The organism is Streptomyces sp. NPDC054796 (genome assembly GCF_053611545.1).
Window position 1 is genome coordinate 33,184 of record NZ_JBSHAO010000002.1, and the last position, 15,838, is coordinate 49,021.

At 72.9% G+C, this 15,838-nt stretch carries 14 protein-coding genes; 7 read left to right on the forward strand and 7 right to left on the reverse strand.

The features are described 5' to 3' along the window. Nucleotides 1-166 precede the first annotated feature (166 nt). Both ACWGJ2_RS01960 and ACWGJ2_RS01965 read right to left on the reverse strand, forming a co-directional pair. A complete protein-coding gene (locus tag ACWGJ2_RS01960; RefSeq protein ID WP_453343968.1) occupies nucleotides 167-388 on the reverse strand; it encodes a ferredoxin in 222 nt (73 codons plus the stop codon). Nucleotides 389-392: 4 nt separating this feature from the next. Further along, the gene (locus ACWGJ2_RS01965; RefSeq protein WP_453343969.1) at nucleotides 393-1,583 is read right to left on the reverse strand and encodes a cytochrome P450; all 1,191 of its coding nucleotides are present in this window, start codon (nucleotides 1,581-1,583) and stop codon (nucleotides 393-395) included. Nucleotides 1,584-2,316: 733 nt separating this feature from the next. Between ACWGJ2_RS01965 and ACWGJ2_RS01970 the strand changes: the two genes are divergently transcribed. From ACWGJ2_RS01970 to ACWGJ2_RS01990, 5 genes are read left to right on the forward strand one after another with little or no spacing between them, the layout of a single operon-like run. Next, on the forward strand, nucleotides 2,317-3,852 hold the full coding sequence (locus ACWGJ2_RS01970; protein WP_453343970.1) for an ABC transporter substrate-binding protein: 1,536 nt from the start codon (nucleotides 2,317-2,319) through the stop codon (nucleotides 3,850-3,852). A gap of 6 nt (nucleotides 3,853-3,858) precedes the next feature. After that, the gene (locus tag ACWGJ2_RS01975) at nucleotides 3,859-4,803 is read left to right on the forward strand and encodes an ABC transporter permease (protein WP_453343971.1); all 945 of its coding nucleotides are present in this window, start codon (nucleotides 3,859-3,861) and stop codon (nucleotides 4,801-4,803) included. After that, the gene (locus tag ACWGJ2_RS01980) at nucleotides 4,800-5,648 is read left to right on the forward strand and encodes an ABC transporter permease subunit (RefSeq protein WP_453343972.1); all 849 of its coding nucleotides are present in this window, start codon (nucleotides 4,800-4,802) and stop codon (nucleotides 5,646-5,648) included. Before ACWGJ2_RS01975 ends, ACWGJ2_RS01980 begins: the two co-directional genes overlap by 4 nt. After that, a complete protein-coding gene (locus ACWGJ2_RS01985) occupies nucleotides 5,636-7,219 on the forward strand; it encodes an ABC transporter ATP-binding protein (protein WP_453343973.1) in 1,584 nt (527 codons plus the stop codon). Before ACWGJ2_RS01980 ends, ACWGJ2_RS01985 begins: the two co-directional genes overlap by 13 nt. Nucleotides 7,220-7,236: 17 nt before the next feature. Then, nucleotides 7,237-8,022, forward strand: coding sequence for a methyltransferase domain-containing protein (locus tag ACWGJ2_RS01990; RefSeq protein ID WP_453343974.1), 786 nt, complete (start codon nucleotides 7,237-7,239; stop codon nucleotides 8,020-8,022). Between the two features lie 349 nt (nucleotides 8,023-8,371). Here the strand turns inward: ACWGJ2_RS01990 and ACWGJ2_RS01995 are convergent, their stop codons facing one another. The 3 genes from ACWGJ2_RS01995 to ACWGJ2_RS02005 form a co-directional block, all read right to left on the reverse strand. Further along, complete coding sequence (locus ACWGJ2_RS01995) at nucleotides 8,372-9,232, reverse strand: helix-turn-helix domain-containing protein (protein ID WP_453343975.1); 861 nt, start codon at nucleotides 9,230-9,232, stop codon at nucleotides 8,372-8,374. 135 nt (nucleotides 9,233-9,367) lie between these two features. Beyond that, complete coding sequence (locus tag ACWGJ2_RS02000) at nucleotides 9,368-10,183, reverse strand: aminoglycoside phosphotransferase family protein (RefSeq protein WP_453343976.1); 816 nt, start codon at nucleotides 10,181-10,183, stop codon at nucleotides 9,368-9,370. A gap of 105 nt (nucleotides 10,184-10,288) precedes the next feature. Next, the gene (locus ACWGJ2_RS02005; protein WP_453343977.1) at nucleotides 10,289-10,705 is read right to left on the reverse strand and encodes a nuclear transport factor 2 family protein; all 417 of its coding nucleotides are present in this window, start codon (nucleotides 10,703-10,705) and stop codon (nucleotides 10,289-10,291) included. A gap of 197 nt (nucleotides 10,706-10,902) precedes the next feature. On the opposite strand from ACWGJ2_RS02005, the gene ACWGJ2_RS02010 reads away from it, so the two are divergent. After that, a complete protein-coding gene (locus ACWGJ2_RS02010) occupies nucleotides 10,903-12,594 on the forward strand; it encodes a penicillin-binding transpeptidase domain-containing protein (RefSeq protein WP_453343978.1) in 1,692 nt (563 codons plus the stop codon). A 153-nt stretch (nucleotides 12,595-12,747) separates the two neighbouring features. Then, entirely contained in the window at nucleotides 12,748-13,677 is a 930-nt protein-coding gene (gene bla / locus ACWGJ2_RS02015; RefSeq protein WP_453343979.1) for a class A beta-lactamase, read from the forward strand. A 97-nt stretch (nucleotides 13,678-13,774) separates the two neighbouring features. Here bla and ACWGJ2_RS02020 read toward each other — a convergent pair whose 3' ends face one another. Further along, nucleotides 13,775-14,413 (reverse strand): response regulator, encoded by a 639-nt coding sequence (locus ACWGJ2_RS02020; RefSeq protein ID WP_453343980.1) that lies wholly within the window; start codon nucleotides 14,411-14,413, stop codon nucleotides 13,775-13,777. Continuing rightward, nucleotides 14,410-15,669, reverse strand: a complete 1,260-nt coding sequence (locus ACWGJ2_RS02025) for a sensor histidine kinase (protein ID WP_453343981.1) — start codon at nucleotides 15,667-15,669, stop codon at nucleotides 14,410-14,412. Before ACWGJ2_RS02025 ends, ACWGJ2_RS02020 begins: the two co-directional genes overlap by 4 nt. Nucleotides 15,670-15,838 lie beyond the last annotated feature (169 nt).

Below are 15,838 nucleotides of genomic sequence, written 5' to 3' on the forward strand. Positions count from 1 at the left end.
GGCGGGCCCTGGTGGCGCGGAACTGCCGGAACCGGGCCTGGCCCTGGGCCTCGGAGCGGCATGTCGTGGCAGGGCACGGACCGGCGCGAAGCGGGCGGCTCGGAGGAGGCGGAGGAAGCGGAGGAGGTAAGGCGCGGCCGGGGTCTTGAGGGGGGTGCGGGTGCCGCTAAGGCCGGGGGCCGATCCGCCCCCCGTTCTCGGCCTCGACCACGGTGATCGCCATCGTCTGGCAGAGGTCCGCCGCGTCGAGCGCGGCCTCGTCCGGTTCCACGTCGGCGGCCACCACCTCCGCGGTGTCGCCTTCCAGACGGAACAGATGAGGGGCGATCCCTGCGCACACCCCGGAGGCGGCGCAGGAGTCCGGATCGACCTCGACGTGCCAGCTCATGGGATCACCATCCGATCGGCATGACGCGCGGTCCGCGTACCAGCATCTTGGTTTTCCAGGTGATGTCGCCCGCGAGGCGGAGACCGGGCATCCGGTTCAGCATCACCCGCAGGGTCTCCTGGAGTTCGACCCGGGCCAGGGCCGCGCCCAGGCAGTGGTGCACACCGTGGCCGAAGCCCACGTGGTGCCGGTCGTTGCGGTCCAGGACGAGGGCGTCGGGGTCCTCGAAGCGTTCCGCGTCGCGGTTGGCGGCGCCGAACGCGACCAGGACGGGCTCTCCCGCGCGCACGAGCGTGCCGCCGACCTCGACGTCCTCGGTGGCGTACCGCACGCGCCCGCCTCCCGAGCCCGTCGAGACGTAGCGCAGCAGTTCCTCGACGGCCGCCGGGATCAGGCCGGGGTCGGCGCGCAGCCGCTCCCACTGCTCGGGTTCCTCGATCAGGACGTAGAGGAAGTTGGAGATCTGCGACGCGGTGGTCTCGTGCCCGGCGACCAGCAGGCTCACCCCCAGGTCGAGGAGTTCCTCCTCGCTGAGCCTGTCGTCGTCCACGCGGACGGCGATGAGCGCGCTCACCAGATCGTCGCGTGGTTCGGCGCGGCGCTTGTCGTACAGCTCGGCCATGTAGGACTGGAGGCCGGTCCTGCTGGCCTCGAATTCCTCCTTGCTGAGCCGGTTGGTGGAGAGCGCGTCGTCGCTCCACTGCCGGAACCTGGGCCGGTCCTCCAGCGGTACGCCGAGCAGTTCGCAGATGACCGAGACCGGCAGCGCGAGCGAGTAGTGCTCGACGAGATCGACCGGCGGGCCCATCGCGAGCATCGCCCCGACCAGTTCCTCCGCCCTGGCGCGGATCGCGGGCCGCATCTCCTCCACCCTGCGCGGCGTGAACGCCTTCGCGATCAGGTTCCGGATGCGGGTGTGGTGCGGCGGGTCGGAGGAGAGGATCCCGGGCGGCGGCTGGACGGGCTGGGTGCGCGGGGCGTCGTGACGCGCCGCCTCCTCCCGGCTGAAGCGCGGATCGCCCAGCACTGCCCGTACGTCGGCGAACCGGGTGGCGAGCCAGGCGGGTTCACCGTAGGGCAGGCGTACCCGGGTCAGCCGGGGGTGCGCCAGGGCATCGCGGTAGCGCTCGTGCAGTGTCAACCCCTGCGGATCGTTGAAGGGGTATGCCAGCGGGGCTAATCGAGCGTCCGCCACAATCGTCCTCCCCCATCTCACGTCTTACGTGATTGAACGATTCCTGACGCTAATCTCGGCGCTCCCCGGCGTCAATATGCCTTCGCGTCCCGGAGCCCTCGAAGGTGCGATTCCGCAGGTCGGCACGAGAGTCGAGGAGTCCCGAAGACGCCGCGAGTCGAAATACTCCGTTCACATTCCCCGGCGCTCCCGACGGGGATTCCCGCTGCCCTACGAGGCACAGCCGGAGGAATTCCCGGACGGCGGAGAAGACACCCATGAGCGGCCCCCAAAGGGGAGTTGACGTGGGTTTATGCATCCGGCCCGCTTCCGAGCCCCCCCCCGGGAACACCTTTCTCCTCCCTCCGGAGACGGCGCCGGACCCTCCCCCACGGGCGGGACGACAGCGCACCACAGAAATAATTCCGGGCGGCCGGTTCTCTGGGAACGAGGGTGAGACATAAAGCAATAAGAGGAGCGAGGAAAGAAGAGGGAAATGAAATAGGGGTACGGATTGATAGGGGTCGCGACAGAACAGGGGGAGGGCGCCGGGGCGTGCGGGCACGGACCGGCGACGCCCTCCGGAGAGCCGGCGGCGCGCCCGGCGCGAGCGGCGAGGCCGTGGCCCCGGCGGACCCTCCGGCGCGGGCCCGAGTGATCAGTTCCACACGGAGCACTATTGCAAGTTAGTTGCAATTACAGATTTGATGCGTGTGCCGTGGTCCCAGAGCAACAGGCAGGAAGGTACCTCCACATGCCGGTCACCCCCACTCGCCGGAATGTGCTCGCCGCGGCGGCCGCGACCGGCGCCGGGCTGCTGCTGCCCGGCTGCTCGTCCGCCGGGTCCGGTTCCTCCTCGCCGAAGAAGGGCGGGACGCTGAGCGCGGCCTTCCCCGGCGCGGGGGTGAAGGAGACCATGGACCCGCACGCGCAGCGGCAGTTCGTGGACATCGCCCGGCACAAGGCCGTCTTCGACAAGCTGGTGGAGCTGGACTCGACCCTGCGGCCGGTACCACGGCTGGCGCGCTCCTGGTCCAGCGACGACGAGGCCCGGGTGTGGCGGTTCGAGCTGCGCCCGGCCCGGTTCCACGACGGGCACACTCTCGACGCGGACGACGTGCTCCACAGCCTGTCCCGCATTCTCGCCCCCGACGCCGCCGACCACTTGGCGAAGAACTCCCTGTCCCACCTCGATCTGGCCAACTGCCGGAAGACCGGCAAGCGGGGAGTGGAGATCGCGCTCACCCGGCCCGACGCCGAGCTGCCCAGCCTGCTGGCGATGACGGGCACACCCATCGTCCGTGACGGCTGGGACGACCCGACGAAGCCCGTCGGCACCGGCCCGTTCCGGTTCGCCTCCTTCACGGCCGGACGCAGCTTCACCGGCCGCCGCTTCGACGACCACTGGAACGGCGCCCCGCACCTGGACGAGGTGCGCATCCTCTCGGCCGAGACCGAAGCGCGCGCCGCCGCCGTACGCAGCGGTGAGGTGCACTTCGCGCACGAGATGACGCCCACCTTCGCCCGCACCGTCGCACACGACAGCCGGGTGCGGGTGGTGACGACCAAGCGCAGCGGGGTGCAGGGGTTCGCGCTGAAGACGGACCGGGCGCCGTTCGACGACCCGGACGCGGCGATGGCGGTCAAGCTGCTCGTGGACCGCGAGCGGCTGGTGGAGGTGGTCTCCGCAGGCCGTGCCGAGATCGGCAACGACGTGTACGGCAAGGGCTACACGTACTACCCGGACGGCCTGGAGCAGCGCGAACAGGATGTGGCGGAGGCCCGGCGGCTGCTCAAGCGGACGGGTCTGTTCAACAAGAAGGTCACCTTCTACACGTCCACCGCCGCCGACGGATTCGCGCAGGCGGCCCACCTGTTCACCGAGCAGGCGGGGGAGGCCGGGCTGAAGGTGGAGGTCGTCAACGGTCCGCCGGAGTCGTACTTCACGGACGCGCTGACCAAGGGCACCGTCACCAACCACCGGTGCGGTGCCATGACGATCCCCACCTACATCAGCGAACGGCTGCTCACCGACGCCCCGCAGAACCAGAGTGCCTGGAAGCACGAGGACTTCGACGACGCGTTCACCGCCGCGCGGGCCGTGGTGGACGACGAGCTGCGCACCGCGCGGTACCGGTCGGTGCAGACGTCGCTGCGTGACCGGGGCGGACTGGTGCTGTGGGGGCACCCCGAGTGGCTGAACGCCGTCTCCCGTACCGTCCATGGGGTGGAGGAGGCCCCGCCCAACACCGTGGACTGGGCGCGTTTCGACACGGTGTGGCTGGCCTGATACCCGGTGCTGCGCTATGCCCTGCGACGGTCGGCGTGGACGCTCGTCCAGCTCGCCGCGCTCAGTGTCATCGTCTTCCTGCTGACCGATCTGCTGCCGGGTGACGCCGCGACCGTCGACTTCAACGAGCAGGCCGGCCTCGACCAGGTCGCCAGGCTCCGCGAGCAGATGGGCCTCGACCGGCCGCTCGCCGAGCGGTTCCTCGACTGGGCGCACGGGCTGGTCACCGGCGACCTCGGAACCTCGCTGGTCGGCGGGGGCGCGGTGAGCGAGGTGCTGGCGTCCTCGGTGCCGGTGACGGCCGCGCTGGCCGCCGTCACCCTCGTGCTGCTGGTGCCACTGGCCGTCGCCGTCGGCCTGCTGACCGGGCTGCGCGCCGGCAGCCGCACCGACCGGGCCGTGTCCGCCGTGACGCTGACGCTCACCTCCGTGCCGGACTTCGTCCTCGCGCTGCTGCTGGTAGGTGTCTTCGCACTGCGCCTGCACTGGCTGCCGTCGACGTGGGTGGGCGCGGACGACGGGTGGTGGCAGCGGCCCGAGCTGTTCGTGCTGCCGGTGGTGGTGCTGCTGGCCCGGACCGTGTGCGTACTGTCCCGGCAGATCCGCGCCGGTACGGTCACCGCACTGCAAGCGGGCTACACGGTGCAGGCCCGCCGTCTCGGTGTGCCGCCCGCCCGGCTGGTGCTGCGGCACGTGCTGCCCAACGCGGCCGTGCCAGGGGTACAGGAACTGGCGCGTACCGGCGACCAGTTGCTGGGCGGTGTGCTCGTCGTCGAGGCCGTCTTCGCCGTCCCCGGCACCGCCACCGCGCTGGTCGAGGCCGTGCAGAACCGGGACGTGCCCACCGTCCAGGCACTCACCCTGACCCTGGCCGCCGCGGCCTGCCTGCTCAATCTGGCGGCGGATCTCGCCAGCCACCGGCTGGCTCCCCGTACGGAGGTACTGCGATGAGTACCGGCGGGCGTACCCGGCGTACGGCGGGCGGGGTGCTGCTCCTGGTGCCGCCGGTCACCGCGGCCGTCGTCGGCCCGCTCGTGACGGACGCCGCCGTCCCCTCCGACGGCATGCCCTACGCCGTCGCGGGGGACGGGCATCCCCTCGGGACGGACGCGCTGGGCCGGGACGTGCTGACGCTGGTGCTGCGCGGCGGGGCGAGTGCGCTGGGCGTGGCGTGTGCCGCGGTGGCACTGGCCGTCGCCGTGGGCGCCGTCCTCGGCCTGGCGGCGGCCTCGTCCCGCAGCCGGTGGCTGGACGACATGCTGATGCGGCCCGTGGAACTGCTGCTGCCGCTCCCCTCCCTGCTGGTGATCAGCGTGGTCGGGGTCGGCTGGCGCGGGCATCCGGTCGCGGTCGCGCTGGCGGTGGCCGCCCTCAACGTGCCCGCCGTGGCCCGGCTGCTGCGTGCTGCGGCGCTGGACGCGGCCAGTGGCCCCGTCGCCGAGGCGATGCGTCTCCAGGGCGAGTCGTCGGCGCGCATCCTCTTCGGACACGTCGGACGGGCCGTACTGCCGGTGGCCGCCGCCGACGCGGGCACCCGCGTGGGCGGCGCGGTCTTCACCGTGGCCGCCGCCAACTTCCTCGGCCTCGGCCTCGATCCGACCTCCCCTGACTGGGGTGTGGTGATCGCCGCGAGCCGGGAGACGCTCTTCGTCCAGCCGTGGGCGGTGCTGGCGCCGACGCTGCTGCTCGTGATGTTCGTGGTCGGCGTCAATCTGCTGGCCGACGGTCTGCTGCCGCACTCCGCGAGGAACAGCTCCGCGAGGAACAGAGGGAGGGCGCCCGCGTGGAACCAGTGATCGAGGTCAGCGGTCTGACAGCGCTGGCCGGAACGGCCAGGCCCCTGGACGGCTTCGGCCTCACCGTCCCCGCGGGCGAGGTGACAGCGCTGGTGGGCCCGTCCGGCAGCGGCAAGACCACCGCCGCGCTGGCCCTGCTCGGCGAGACCGCACCAGGGGTGCGGCTGAGCGGCACGGTACGGGTCGCGGGCGTCGAGGTGGTGGGCGTCGAAGGGCCGACGGACGCCGCGCGGAACGTCCGTGGCCGCCTCGTCTCCTACATGCCGCAGCACCCGGCCCACGCCCTCAACCCGGCCCGGCGCGTCGGCCCGGTACTCACCGAACTCGCCCGTCTGCACCAGCCCTACGGCGAGGAGAGAGCCCACGGCCGTTCCGCCGCCACGGACCACGCGGCCGAGGCCCTGCGCACCGCGGGGCTGCCCGGCGACAAGGCGACCCGGCGGCGCTTCCCCCATCAGTTCTCCGGCGGCCAGCGGCAACGGGTGGCCCTCGCCCAGGTGCTGGCCTGCGGCCCCCGCGTCCTGGTCCTCGACGAGCCCAGCACCGGCCTGGACACGGTGGCCCGGCTACGGCTGGCGTCACACCTGACCCGTCTGGCCTCCGCCGGGTACGCCCTCCTCCTGCTCAGCCACGATCACGACCTGGTCCGCGCGGTGGCCGACCGCACGGTGCTGCTGGAGCGCGGCCGGGTGACCGCGGCAGGCCCCACACCGGAGGTACTTCCGGTCCCCGCGGCACCACCCGCTCCCCCGGCACCGGCCACGCCCGCGAGACCGGCCGAGCCCGTGCTGGAGGCGCGGGACCTGACCGCGTGGCTGCGCCCCGGACGCCGGGGCGAGGTCCTGCGCGAGGTGACGGTACGGGTCCCGGAGGGGGGTTGCACCGCCGTCGTCGGCCCCTCCGGCAGCGGCAAGACCGTCCTCGCCCGCTGTCTCGCCGGGCTGCACGAACGCCACCGCGGCCACCTCACGTACCGGGGCGAGCCGCTGCCCGCACTCCGCCACCGCACCACCCGTCAGATCCGGGGCGTGCAGTACGTCTGGCAGGAGGTGCGCAACTCCTTCGACGACCGGCGCACCGTCCTCGAACAGGTCGCCCGCACCGCCGTACGGCTGCGCGGCCTCACCGCGCGAGAGGCCGAGCGGCAGGCCCGGCACCTGTGGGAGCGGCTCGGACTCACGTCGGAGCACACGACGCGGTACGCCGCCGCCCTGTCCGGCGGCGAGCTGCAACGCGCGGCGCTGGCGCGGGCGTTGCTCGCCGAGCCCGACGTGCTGATCTGCGACGAGATCACCACCGCCCTCGACGCCGTCAGCACCGGCCTGGTCACCGCCGAGCTCACCCGTCTCCGCGAGGAGAGCGACACGGCCGTGCTGTGGATCGGTCACGACCTCGCACTCGTGGAGCGGCTCGCCGACGACCTGGTCGTCCTCGACACCGGCCGGGTCGTGGAGACCGGCGACACCGGTGGTGTCCTCGCCTCCCCCGGCGCGGACACCACCCGTCTGCTGCTGCGGTCCCGGCACCTCGGTGCCGCCGCCCCCGCGCCCTCCGGACACGGCAACCAGTGAAGGGAACACCCCCACCCATGACCACCACCCCGGCCTCCACCGACTGGCAGCAGTGGCAGACGAGCTGGGACCGCCAGCAGGAGTGGTACATGCCGGACCGGGAGGAGCGCTTCCGCGTCATGTGCGACGCCGTCGAGGCCGTGGCAGGACGCGCCCCGCTCGTCCTCGACCTGGCGTGTGGCACCGGCAGCATCACAACCCGGGTGCTGCGCGCGCTCCCCGGAGCCCGCGCCGTCTGCGTCGACATCGACCCGGCCCTGCTGACCATCGCCCGCGGCCACTTCTCCGGCGACGACCGCGTCACCTTCGTCGAGGCCGACCTCACCGGCCCCGACTGGACCGGACGGCTCCCCCACACGCCCTTCGACGCCGTCGTGACCGCCACCGCCCTGCACTGGCTGGACACCGAACCGCTCCGCCGCCTCTACGGCACCCTGGCCGGAGTGCTGCGCGAGGGCGGCGTGTTCCTCAACGCCGACCACATGCACGACGGGTCCGCGCCCCGCCTGAACGCCGCCATGAAGGCCCTGCTCACCGAACGCCAGGAGCGGCGACGGAGCGAGGGCGCCCTCGACTGGGCCGACTGGTGGAAGCTGGTCGCCGACGATCCGGCCCTCGCCGAACCGGCGGCCCGCCGCTTCGCCCTGCTGGGCGATCCGCGCGAACCCCGGCCCGCGGGCGCGAAGCCCGACCGTCCCACCGCCGTCCAGTGGCACCTCGACACTCTGCGCGAGCAGGGCTTCACCGAGGCACGGCAGATCTGGTGCTCGGCGAGCGACGCGCTGGTGGCCGCACTGCGCTGAGCCGCGGTTCCGGGGAAGACGCCGGCTGACGGACGTCCTGTGCTGACGGGCGTCCCGTGAGGAACGCGGCCGAGCAACCCGGCGCCAGAGGGTGTCTTCACAGCCCCTGGAAGGCCGGGCGACGGCCCTGACGACATGATTTTGGGCCCGGGCGCCATGCTCTGCACGGCGCCCGGGGCCCTCCCCCGTGTGTCCCGCTGCGGCCTCCGACGGCCGGGTACCGGCCGCTCCCCCGAAGTGGCCCGGCCAGATGGCCGGCCCGCGAGCCTTGAAGGGATCACTGGTAGGGACAGTAACGAGAGTGCCGTCCGGCCGTATTGGAAAAATGTGACCTGCCGGAGCGCCCCGTTCAGCGGGCCAGCGCGCCCTCCGCCCAGCGGGCCGCCGCCACCTGGCCTGGGGTGGTCTCGGCGAGTGCGCGGAACTCGCGGTTGAGGTGCGCCTGGTCGTAGAACCCGCAGGCAGCAGCGACCGCGGTGGGGTGCGTGTCCTGGGCGGTGAGCAGTCCCACCGCGCGGTGGAAGCGCAGCACCCGTGCGGCGGCCTTCGGCGCGAGGCCGATCTGCTGGGTGAACCGCCGCACCAGATAGCTCTGGCTCCAGCCGACCTCGGCGGCGATCCGGGAGACGGGCACCGTCCCGCCCGCGCCGACGAGCAGCCGCCAGGCGTGACGCACCTCGGGCGCGGGGTCGGGGCCCTGCTCCAGGCGGGCCAGCAGGGCACGGTCCAGCAGGTCGAACCGGGTGGTCCAGTCCTCGGTTTCGGCCAGCCGCTCCACCAGCAGGCGGGAGCCGGGGCCGAGTACATCGTCGAGTTCGACCACGCGGTTGGTCAACTCGCTCATGGGCAAGGCGAAGAGCCGGTACGCGCCGATCGGCGTCAGCTCCAGGCGGATCGCCTCCTGGCCGCCGGGGTGGGACAGCACCCGTGGCCCGTCCTCCAGCCCCGCGATCAGCGAGCCGACAGCGCCGCCGCTCCTGCTCTCCTCGTGCAGCCTGCGCACATGCGCGAAGGGCTCCCGCAGGTTGATCACCACCACGGCCCGCCCGGTGGGGACGAGCCGTACCTGGTACGGGAGGGGGCGGTCCGCCTCCCAGTAGCCGACGTAGCTGTGCAGGTACGGGCGCAGCCAGGGCGGCCAGGGCCGCGTCACCCGCCACCTGCCGCCGACCCAGGTGATCCGCAGTCCTCCGATTCCGGCACCCGACACGGATCTCTCCTCCGCTGGCGACAGGGCCCGGCGGTGTGAACGCCGGGCTTGGTGATGCTCGTTGGATCAGCCTTCACCAGCGTAACGTCCCCGCGAGCCGCCGCAGTTCACCCGCCCGGCCCGTGATCCATACAGCTAGTCTCCGGATCCATACGGCTGGTCTCCGGCGGACGCCCAGAAGGACGCGGGCAACGCCTCCGCCTCGACGGCGGCCTGCCGCAGTTCCGCGGCCATCGGCTCCAGCGCGGTGTGGACCGGGTCTCCGTCCGCCGCCAGGTGCTCGATGACGGCGGCGTTGGTACGGGCCCGCGCGGGCACCACACCGGCGAACGCCGTGCGGTCGCCGTCGTAGCCGTACGCGTCGAGCAGCAGGTGCAGTCGTCGGCGGCGGTCCTCGAACGCGGTGAACCCCGTCCGCTCGGCCCATCGACGAGCGTGCAACGGCACCCAGGTCAGTGCGACGAACGCCGGCTCGAATTCGCGCGACGAAGGCCCGGCCGTGTCCCCGTCGAAGAACCCGGCCGGCTCGCCCTCGTGCCACACCGCGTTCCACGGGGCGGCGTCGTGGTGCCCGATGATCAGGCCCGGCTGCCATGTCTGTCCGGCGAGCCATCGCGCTCCGGGTGGCGGTACGAAGGATTCCGTCGCGTCGTGCAGCCGACGGACCCACCTGCCCACGCTCGTCAGCGCGGCGTCCGAGTACACCCACGCGGGCCAGGGAAGGTCCTCGCCCGCGGTCTCGCCCGCGGTCTCGCCCGCGAGACGCGACAGGATCTCGCGCCCTTGCTCGTCCGTCCCCAGGACCCGGGGCGCGCCGCGGAATCCCACGGCCTCCAGATGACGCGGCACCGCGTGCACGGCGGGCGTCCACGGCTGTACGGGGCGGTGGACGGCGTCGCCGATGCGCACCGCGCCCACGGTACGGCCGCCGGGCAGCCGCTGCTCCTCCATGACACGGTTGTACCGCTCGTCGGGCCGCCGCGCCTGCACACGTTCCGGCCGCTGTGCGGACGTGCGAACGTGCGGATGCGCGAACGTGCGGACGTTCTCAGCTCGTCAGCTCATCAGCTCGGGTGCGAAGTAGTCGCGCAGCCGGGCGATCTTCCCGTCCCGCATGCGGAAGATCTGCACCAACGCGACCGCCACGTCCTCCTCGGTCCTCCCGTCTCCGTCGAAGACCGTGTCGATCTCGGCGATGAACATGTCGGGATCCGAGGTGGCGTGCAGCACATATCCGGACTTGTCAAGGTTCGGCGCGCGGTCGTCCCCGGCCTGTCGCGCGTAGTACGCCGCCATCGCGCGACGGATCTCCTCGCGGCCCACCAGTCTCCTGGGGAAGGCGGCGCCGACGGGCATGAGCGGCGCCTCGAAGACACCGTCCTCGGTGAACTGCTCAGCGAGGGCATCGGCGTTCCGGGAGATCGTCCCGGCGTAGAGGTAGCTCTCGAAGATCTCCCGCGGTGTTCGCGACATGACGGCCTCCCAGGGGTCGGACGCGGAAGGCCACCACACCACAGCGCGGCTCGCGGGAGGGCGGTTTCCGCGGACGACCGCGGTGCTCCGCCCGGTCCGCGAGGCCCTGACGGGCACTGATACACGTGTCCGGTCGTTCAGGTGTCGAGTGTGTATTCGATATGCCGGTGAACCGCGGCCTACAGAAGGAGGACACGTTGTCGTATCCGGAAGACCCCTATCCGCCCGCACAGGGCCGGAGCCGTAAGGGCAGACGGTGGGCGTTCGGCGTCCTCGCCCTCGTCGTGCTCGTGGCGGGCGGCGGCTACGCGGGGTATCGCTTTCTCGCCGGCGGGGGCACCGATCCCCGCGTCACCGAGGCAACGGACCGCCTGGAGCCGTTCCTGCAAGCCTGGGAGAAGGGGCAGGCGAAGGAGGCGAGCACCTACACCGACAGCCCGGACGCCGCCGAGTCGCTTCTGACGTCGGTGACAACCAACCTCGACCCGTCCCGGACGAAGATCACCACCGGGGAAGGCGAGCTGCGGGGCGAGGACGAGGTGCGGGTGCCCTTCAAGGTGACGATGCGCATACCGGGCGTCGGCACGTACGCCTGGGACTCCCAGGCACGGCTGCGCGAGCGGTCCGGGAAGTGGACGGTGCTGTTCTCGACGCCGACGGTCCATCCGAAGCTGCGGTCGGGCCAGACACTCGCGCTCAGCAGCCAGGGCAACAGAGGGAAGATCCTCGACCGCGACGGCGGCGAACTGGAGGCCGCCTCGCTCACCGGCACGGTCGACCCGGAGAGCGGCAAGGGCGTCTCCGGACTCCAGTCCCGCTACGACGAACGGCTCGCCGGGGGCGACGGTCCGCGGAAGGCGGTGGTGGCCGCCGACCGGCAGAGCGGGGAAGCCATGCGGACGCTCTCCGGCCCGAAGGGCAGCAAGGGGGACAAAGGCAACAAGGGCGGCAAGGACAGCGAGAGCGGCAAGGGCCGGTCGGTGCGCACGACGATCGATCCGAAGGTGCAGCGCGCCGCGGCCGACGCCCTGTCCGGGGTCGAGAAGACGGCGGCGATCGTCGCCGTCGATCCCAGTAACGGGCACATACTGGCCGCCGCCAACAAGCCCGGAGGCATGAACCGGGCGCTGGCCGGCCGCTATCCGCCCGGCTCCACGTTCAAGGTTGTCACCACCGCCGCCCTGCTGGAACAGGGCCTGCGGCCCGACGATCCCGCGCCCTGCCCGAAGTACACCAGCGTCGACGGCCAGCGCTTCGAGAACCAGGACGAGTTCGCGCTGGCGGAGGGCTCGACGTTCCGGGAGGTGTTCGCGCGGTCCTGCAACACCTACTTCGTCGGCGCCCGCGGCAAGCTCGCCGACTCCGCGCTGCGCGACACCGCCCGCGCGTTCGGCATCGGCGGCGAGTGGGACGTGGGCGCCACCACCTACGACGGCGAGGTCCCCGTCAACACGAGCGACAACGACAAGGCCGCCGCCGTCATCGGCCAGGCACGGGTGCAGGCATCCCCGCTGGTGATGGCCTCCCTCGCGGCCACCGTCAAGAAGGGCACGTTCGCCCAGCCGGTGCTGGTGCCGGACGGGGTGCGCGAGAAGTACCGGGCGCCCGAGAACCTCAGCCCCGAAGTGGTCGCCGACCTCCGCTCGTTGATGCGCTCGACGGTGACGTCGGGTTCGGGCCACGCCCTCAAGGGCCTGCCGGGAGAGCCGCACGCCAAGACCGGCACGGCCGAGTTCGGCACCGACGACCCGCCCCGTACCCACGCCTGGATGATCGGCTACCAGGGCGGGGACGACCTGGCCTGGGCCGTGCTCCTGGAGGACGGCGGATCCGGCGGCTCGGACGCCGGGCCCGTGGCGGCCCGGTTCCTCAAGAACCTCGGCTCCTGAAGAACCCCGGCTTCTGAAGCCACCACTAAGATCCCGCCAAGATCCCGTCGGGCCCCGGCCGAGCCCGGACCCGGCCGTACGACGCGCCCAATCCGCCCGGAACGGCACCTGACGAGGAAAGAAACACAACAAGGAACAGGAACGAGAACGACCGTGAGTCTCAGCACCACCGCACAGACCCGTCCCTCCCGCCGCAGGCTCCTGGCCCTCGGCGCGGGAACGGCCCTGGCCACCCTGGTACCCGCCGCGCACACCACGGCGTCCGCCGCCGCGCCGGGCGGGACGCTCTCCGGCCAACTGCACGCCCTGGAGGAGGAGTACGCCGCCAGGCTGGGCGTCTTCGCCCTCGACACCGCCTCGGGCGCGACGGTGTCCTACCGCGCCGGCGAACTCTTCCCGATGTGCTCCGTGTTCAAGGCCCTCACCGCCGCGGCCGTCCTGCGGGACGTGGACCAGCACGGCGAGTTCCTCGCCCGGCGCATCCACTACACCGAGAAGTTCGTCAAGGACTCGGGCTACATACCGGTCACCGGGAAGCCGGAGAACATCGCCCACGGCATGACCGGCGCCGAGCTGTGCGCGGCGGCCGTCAGCGAGAGCGACAACGGCGCCGCGAACCTGCTGCTGCGCGAGCTGGGCGGCCCCACCGCCATCACCCGCTTCTGCCGCTCCCTCGGGGACGACACGACCCGCCTCGACCGCTGGGAGCCGGACCTGAACAGCGCCGAGCCCTGGCGGACCGAGGACACCACCAGCCCGGAGGCCGTCGGCAGGACCTTCGGCCGTCTCCTTGTCGGCCGCGCGCTCGCGCCCCAGGACCGGGAGCGGCTGCGGGACTGGCTGATCGCGAACACCACCAACACCGAGCGCTTCCGCGCGGGGCTGCCCGACGACTGGATCCTGGCGGACAAGACGGGCGGCGGCGCACAGTACGGCGTGGCCAACGACGTGGGCGTCGTCCAGCCGCCCGGGCGTGCCCCGCTGGTGCTCTCGATCCTCTCGACGAAGTACGACCCGCAGGGCCCGACGGACAACCCGCTGGTGGCCAGGGCCGCCGCCCTCGTGGCCACCGAACTCACCTAAGGCGCCCGGCGCCCGCACCGCCCCGGCACCCCGGCGCCTGGCGGCCGGGGCGGTGCGGGGCGAGGCGGTGCGGCCACCACCGGTCCGTCGCCCACCGTCACCGGATGAGGCCGAGTTCCGTGGCGGTGGCGACGGCGGCGGTGCGGGAGGCGACGCCGAGCTTGGCGTAGACGCGGACGAGATGGGACTTGACGGTGCCCTCCGTGAGGTGGAGCCGGGCGCCGACGGCCTGGTTGGACAGGCCCTCGGCGACGAGCGTGAGCACCTCGCTCTCGCGCCGGGTGAGGGCGGTGCCGGGGTCACGCAGCCGGTGCATCAGCCGGTCGGCGACGGCCGGTGCCAGCGTGGTGCGGCCTGCGGCGGCACTGCGCACGGCCGCGGCAAGGTCCTCGGGCGGCGCGTCCTTGAGGAGGTAGCCGGTGGCACCGGCTTCGATGGCGGGGAGGGTGTCGGCGTCGGTGTCGTAGGTGGTGACGATCAGCACGCGGGGTGCGCCGGGGCGGGCAGTGATGGCCGCGGTGGCCTCGGCGCCGTTCATTCCGCCGCCGAACTGGAGGTCCATGAGGACGACGTCGATACCGCCCCGCGCCGCGCGGACGACGGCCTCCTCGGCGGTGGCGGCCTCGGCCACCACGTCGATGCCCTCCTCGGTCTCCAGCACGGCGCGCAGCCCCGCCCGTACGACGGGGTGGTCGTCCGCGAGCAGCAGGCGGATCGGGGCGGGGGTTTCGGTCATGGGCGGGCCTCGGTCATCGGGTCGGCGGCGGGCGTGTGCAGGGGCAGCCGGACGGCCAGCGCGGTGCCGTGCCTGTGCGCCGACTCGACGGTGAGGGTGCCGCCGAGGGTGTGGGCGCGGTCGCGCATGGCGGCCAGCCCGAACCCGCCGTCCCCGGCGCCGGGCAGGCGGCGGGGGTCGAAGCCGTGTCCGTCGTCGGCGATGTCCATGACGACGTGGTCGCCGAGGTAGCTGAGGGCGACCTCCGCTGTGGTGGCCCCGGCGTGCTGGACGGTGTTGGCGAGGGCCGACTGGGCGATGCGCAGCAGCGCGACCTCGTGCGCGGTCGGCAGCGGTACGGGGTCGCCGGTGAGGCGGAAGCGGGCGGTGAGCCGGTGGTCGGCACCGGTGCTCGCGCACAGCCGTTCCAGCGCGTCGACGAGGGTGGTGTCCTCCAGCGCGGGCGGGGCGAGCGCCGCGACGAAGCGGCGTGCCTCGGCGAGGTTGTCGACGGCGGCCCGTCGCGCCTGGCCGATGTGGCGTCCCGCGCTCTCCGGCGCGTGGGGCAGTGCGCGTTCGGCGGCGCGCAGCAGGAGCTGGATGCTGGACAGGCCCTGGGCGAGGGTGTCGTGGATCTCGCGGGCCAGGCGCTGCCTCTCGGCCAGCACTCCGGCCGTGTGCTGGGCCCTGGCCAGGTCGGCGCGGGTGGCGGTGAGCTGCTCGATCAGGCGCCTGCGCTCCTCGCTCTCCCGGTACAGGGCCTGGTACCCCCACACCACGGCCACCGCCACGGCGGCGCCGAGCGCGGGGCCGATCACCATCGCCGCGCCGAAGGTGCCCCGGTGGGCGGCGAACCCCGCGATCGCCAGCGCCGCGGTGGCCGCCACGGCGGCCGGTGCGGCGCGGCGGGGCAGCAGATGGAGCTGGAGGAAGTAGAGGGGGAAGGCCACCCACACCCCGTCGGCGGTCAGTGCCAGCAGCACCAGCCACACGGCGCCCACGGCCGCCAGCCACAGCGCGGCGGCCCGCCGCGAGCGGCGCACGCCGGGCAGCACGGGGCCGACCGCGTAGACCAGGCCGCATCCGACGGCCGCGGCGACGACCCGTCCGGCGTGCGCGCCGCCCTCGGCGCCGCCCTCGGCGCCGCCCTCGGCGACGGCCCGTCCCGCGGCCAGCACGAGCAGGCCGATGACCAGCAGGTGCAGGCACCAGGTCAGGGCACGTGTGGTGGGGGTCAGTGGTGTGCCGGGAGCCGGGGCGGGGGCGGTGGTGTTCACAGTCCCTCCACCCTAGGGAAAGGTCCCCGGCACGGCCTCCATCGAAAGTTGCAACCGGCGGGCCCCCTTTCGACGCGCCAAGTGCGGCCCTGCGCCAGATGCCCGCGCGGGCACCGGCGGCGACGGTGGAGAGGTACCACTTCCACCCGTGAAATGGCAGGTCGAAGCC

Bases quoted from the DNA above. Each gene is read 5' to 3' on its own strand.
- ACWGJ2_RS01960 (WP_453343968.1), bottom strand. From the start codon at position 388: ATGAGCTGGCACGTCGAGGTCGATCCGGACTCCTGCGCCGCCTCCGGG.
- ACWGJ2_RS01970 (WP_453343970.1), top strand. From the start codon at position 2,317: ATGCCGGTCACCCCCACTCGCCGGAATGTGCTCGCCGCGGCGGCCGCG.
- ACWGJ2_RS01980 (WP_453343972.1), top strand. From the start codon at position 4,800: ATGAGTACCGGCGGGCGTACCCGGCGTACGGCGGGCGGGGTGCTGCTC.
- ACWGJ2_RS01990 (WP_453343974.1), top strand. From the start codon at position 7,237: ATGACCACCACCCCGGCCTCCACCGACTGGCAGCAGTGGCAGACGAGC.
- ACWGJ2_RS02000 (WP_453343976.1), bottom strand. From the start codon at position 10,183: ATGGAGGAGCAGCGGCTGCCCGGCGGCCGTACCGTGGGCGCGGTGCGC.
- ACWGJ2_RS02005 (WP_453343977.1), bottom strand. From the start codon at position 10,705: ATGTCGCGAACACCGCGGGAGATCTTCGAGAGCTACCTCTACGCCGGG.
- ACWGJ2_RS02020 (WP_453343980.1), bottom strand. From the start codon at position 14,413: ATGACCGAAACCCCCGCCCCGATCCGCCTGCTGCTCGCGGACGACCAC.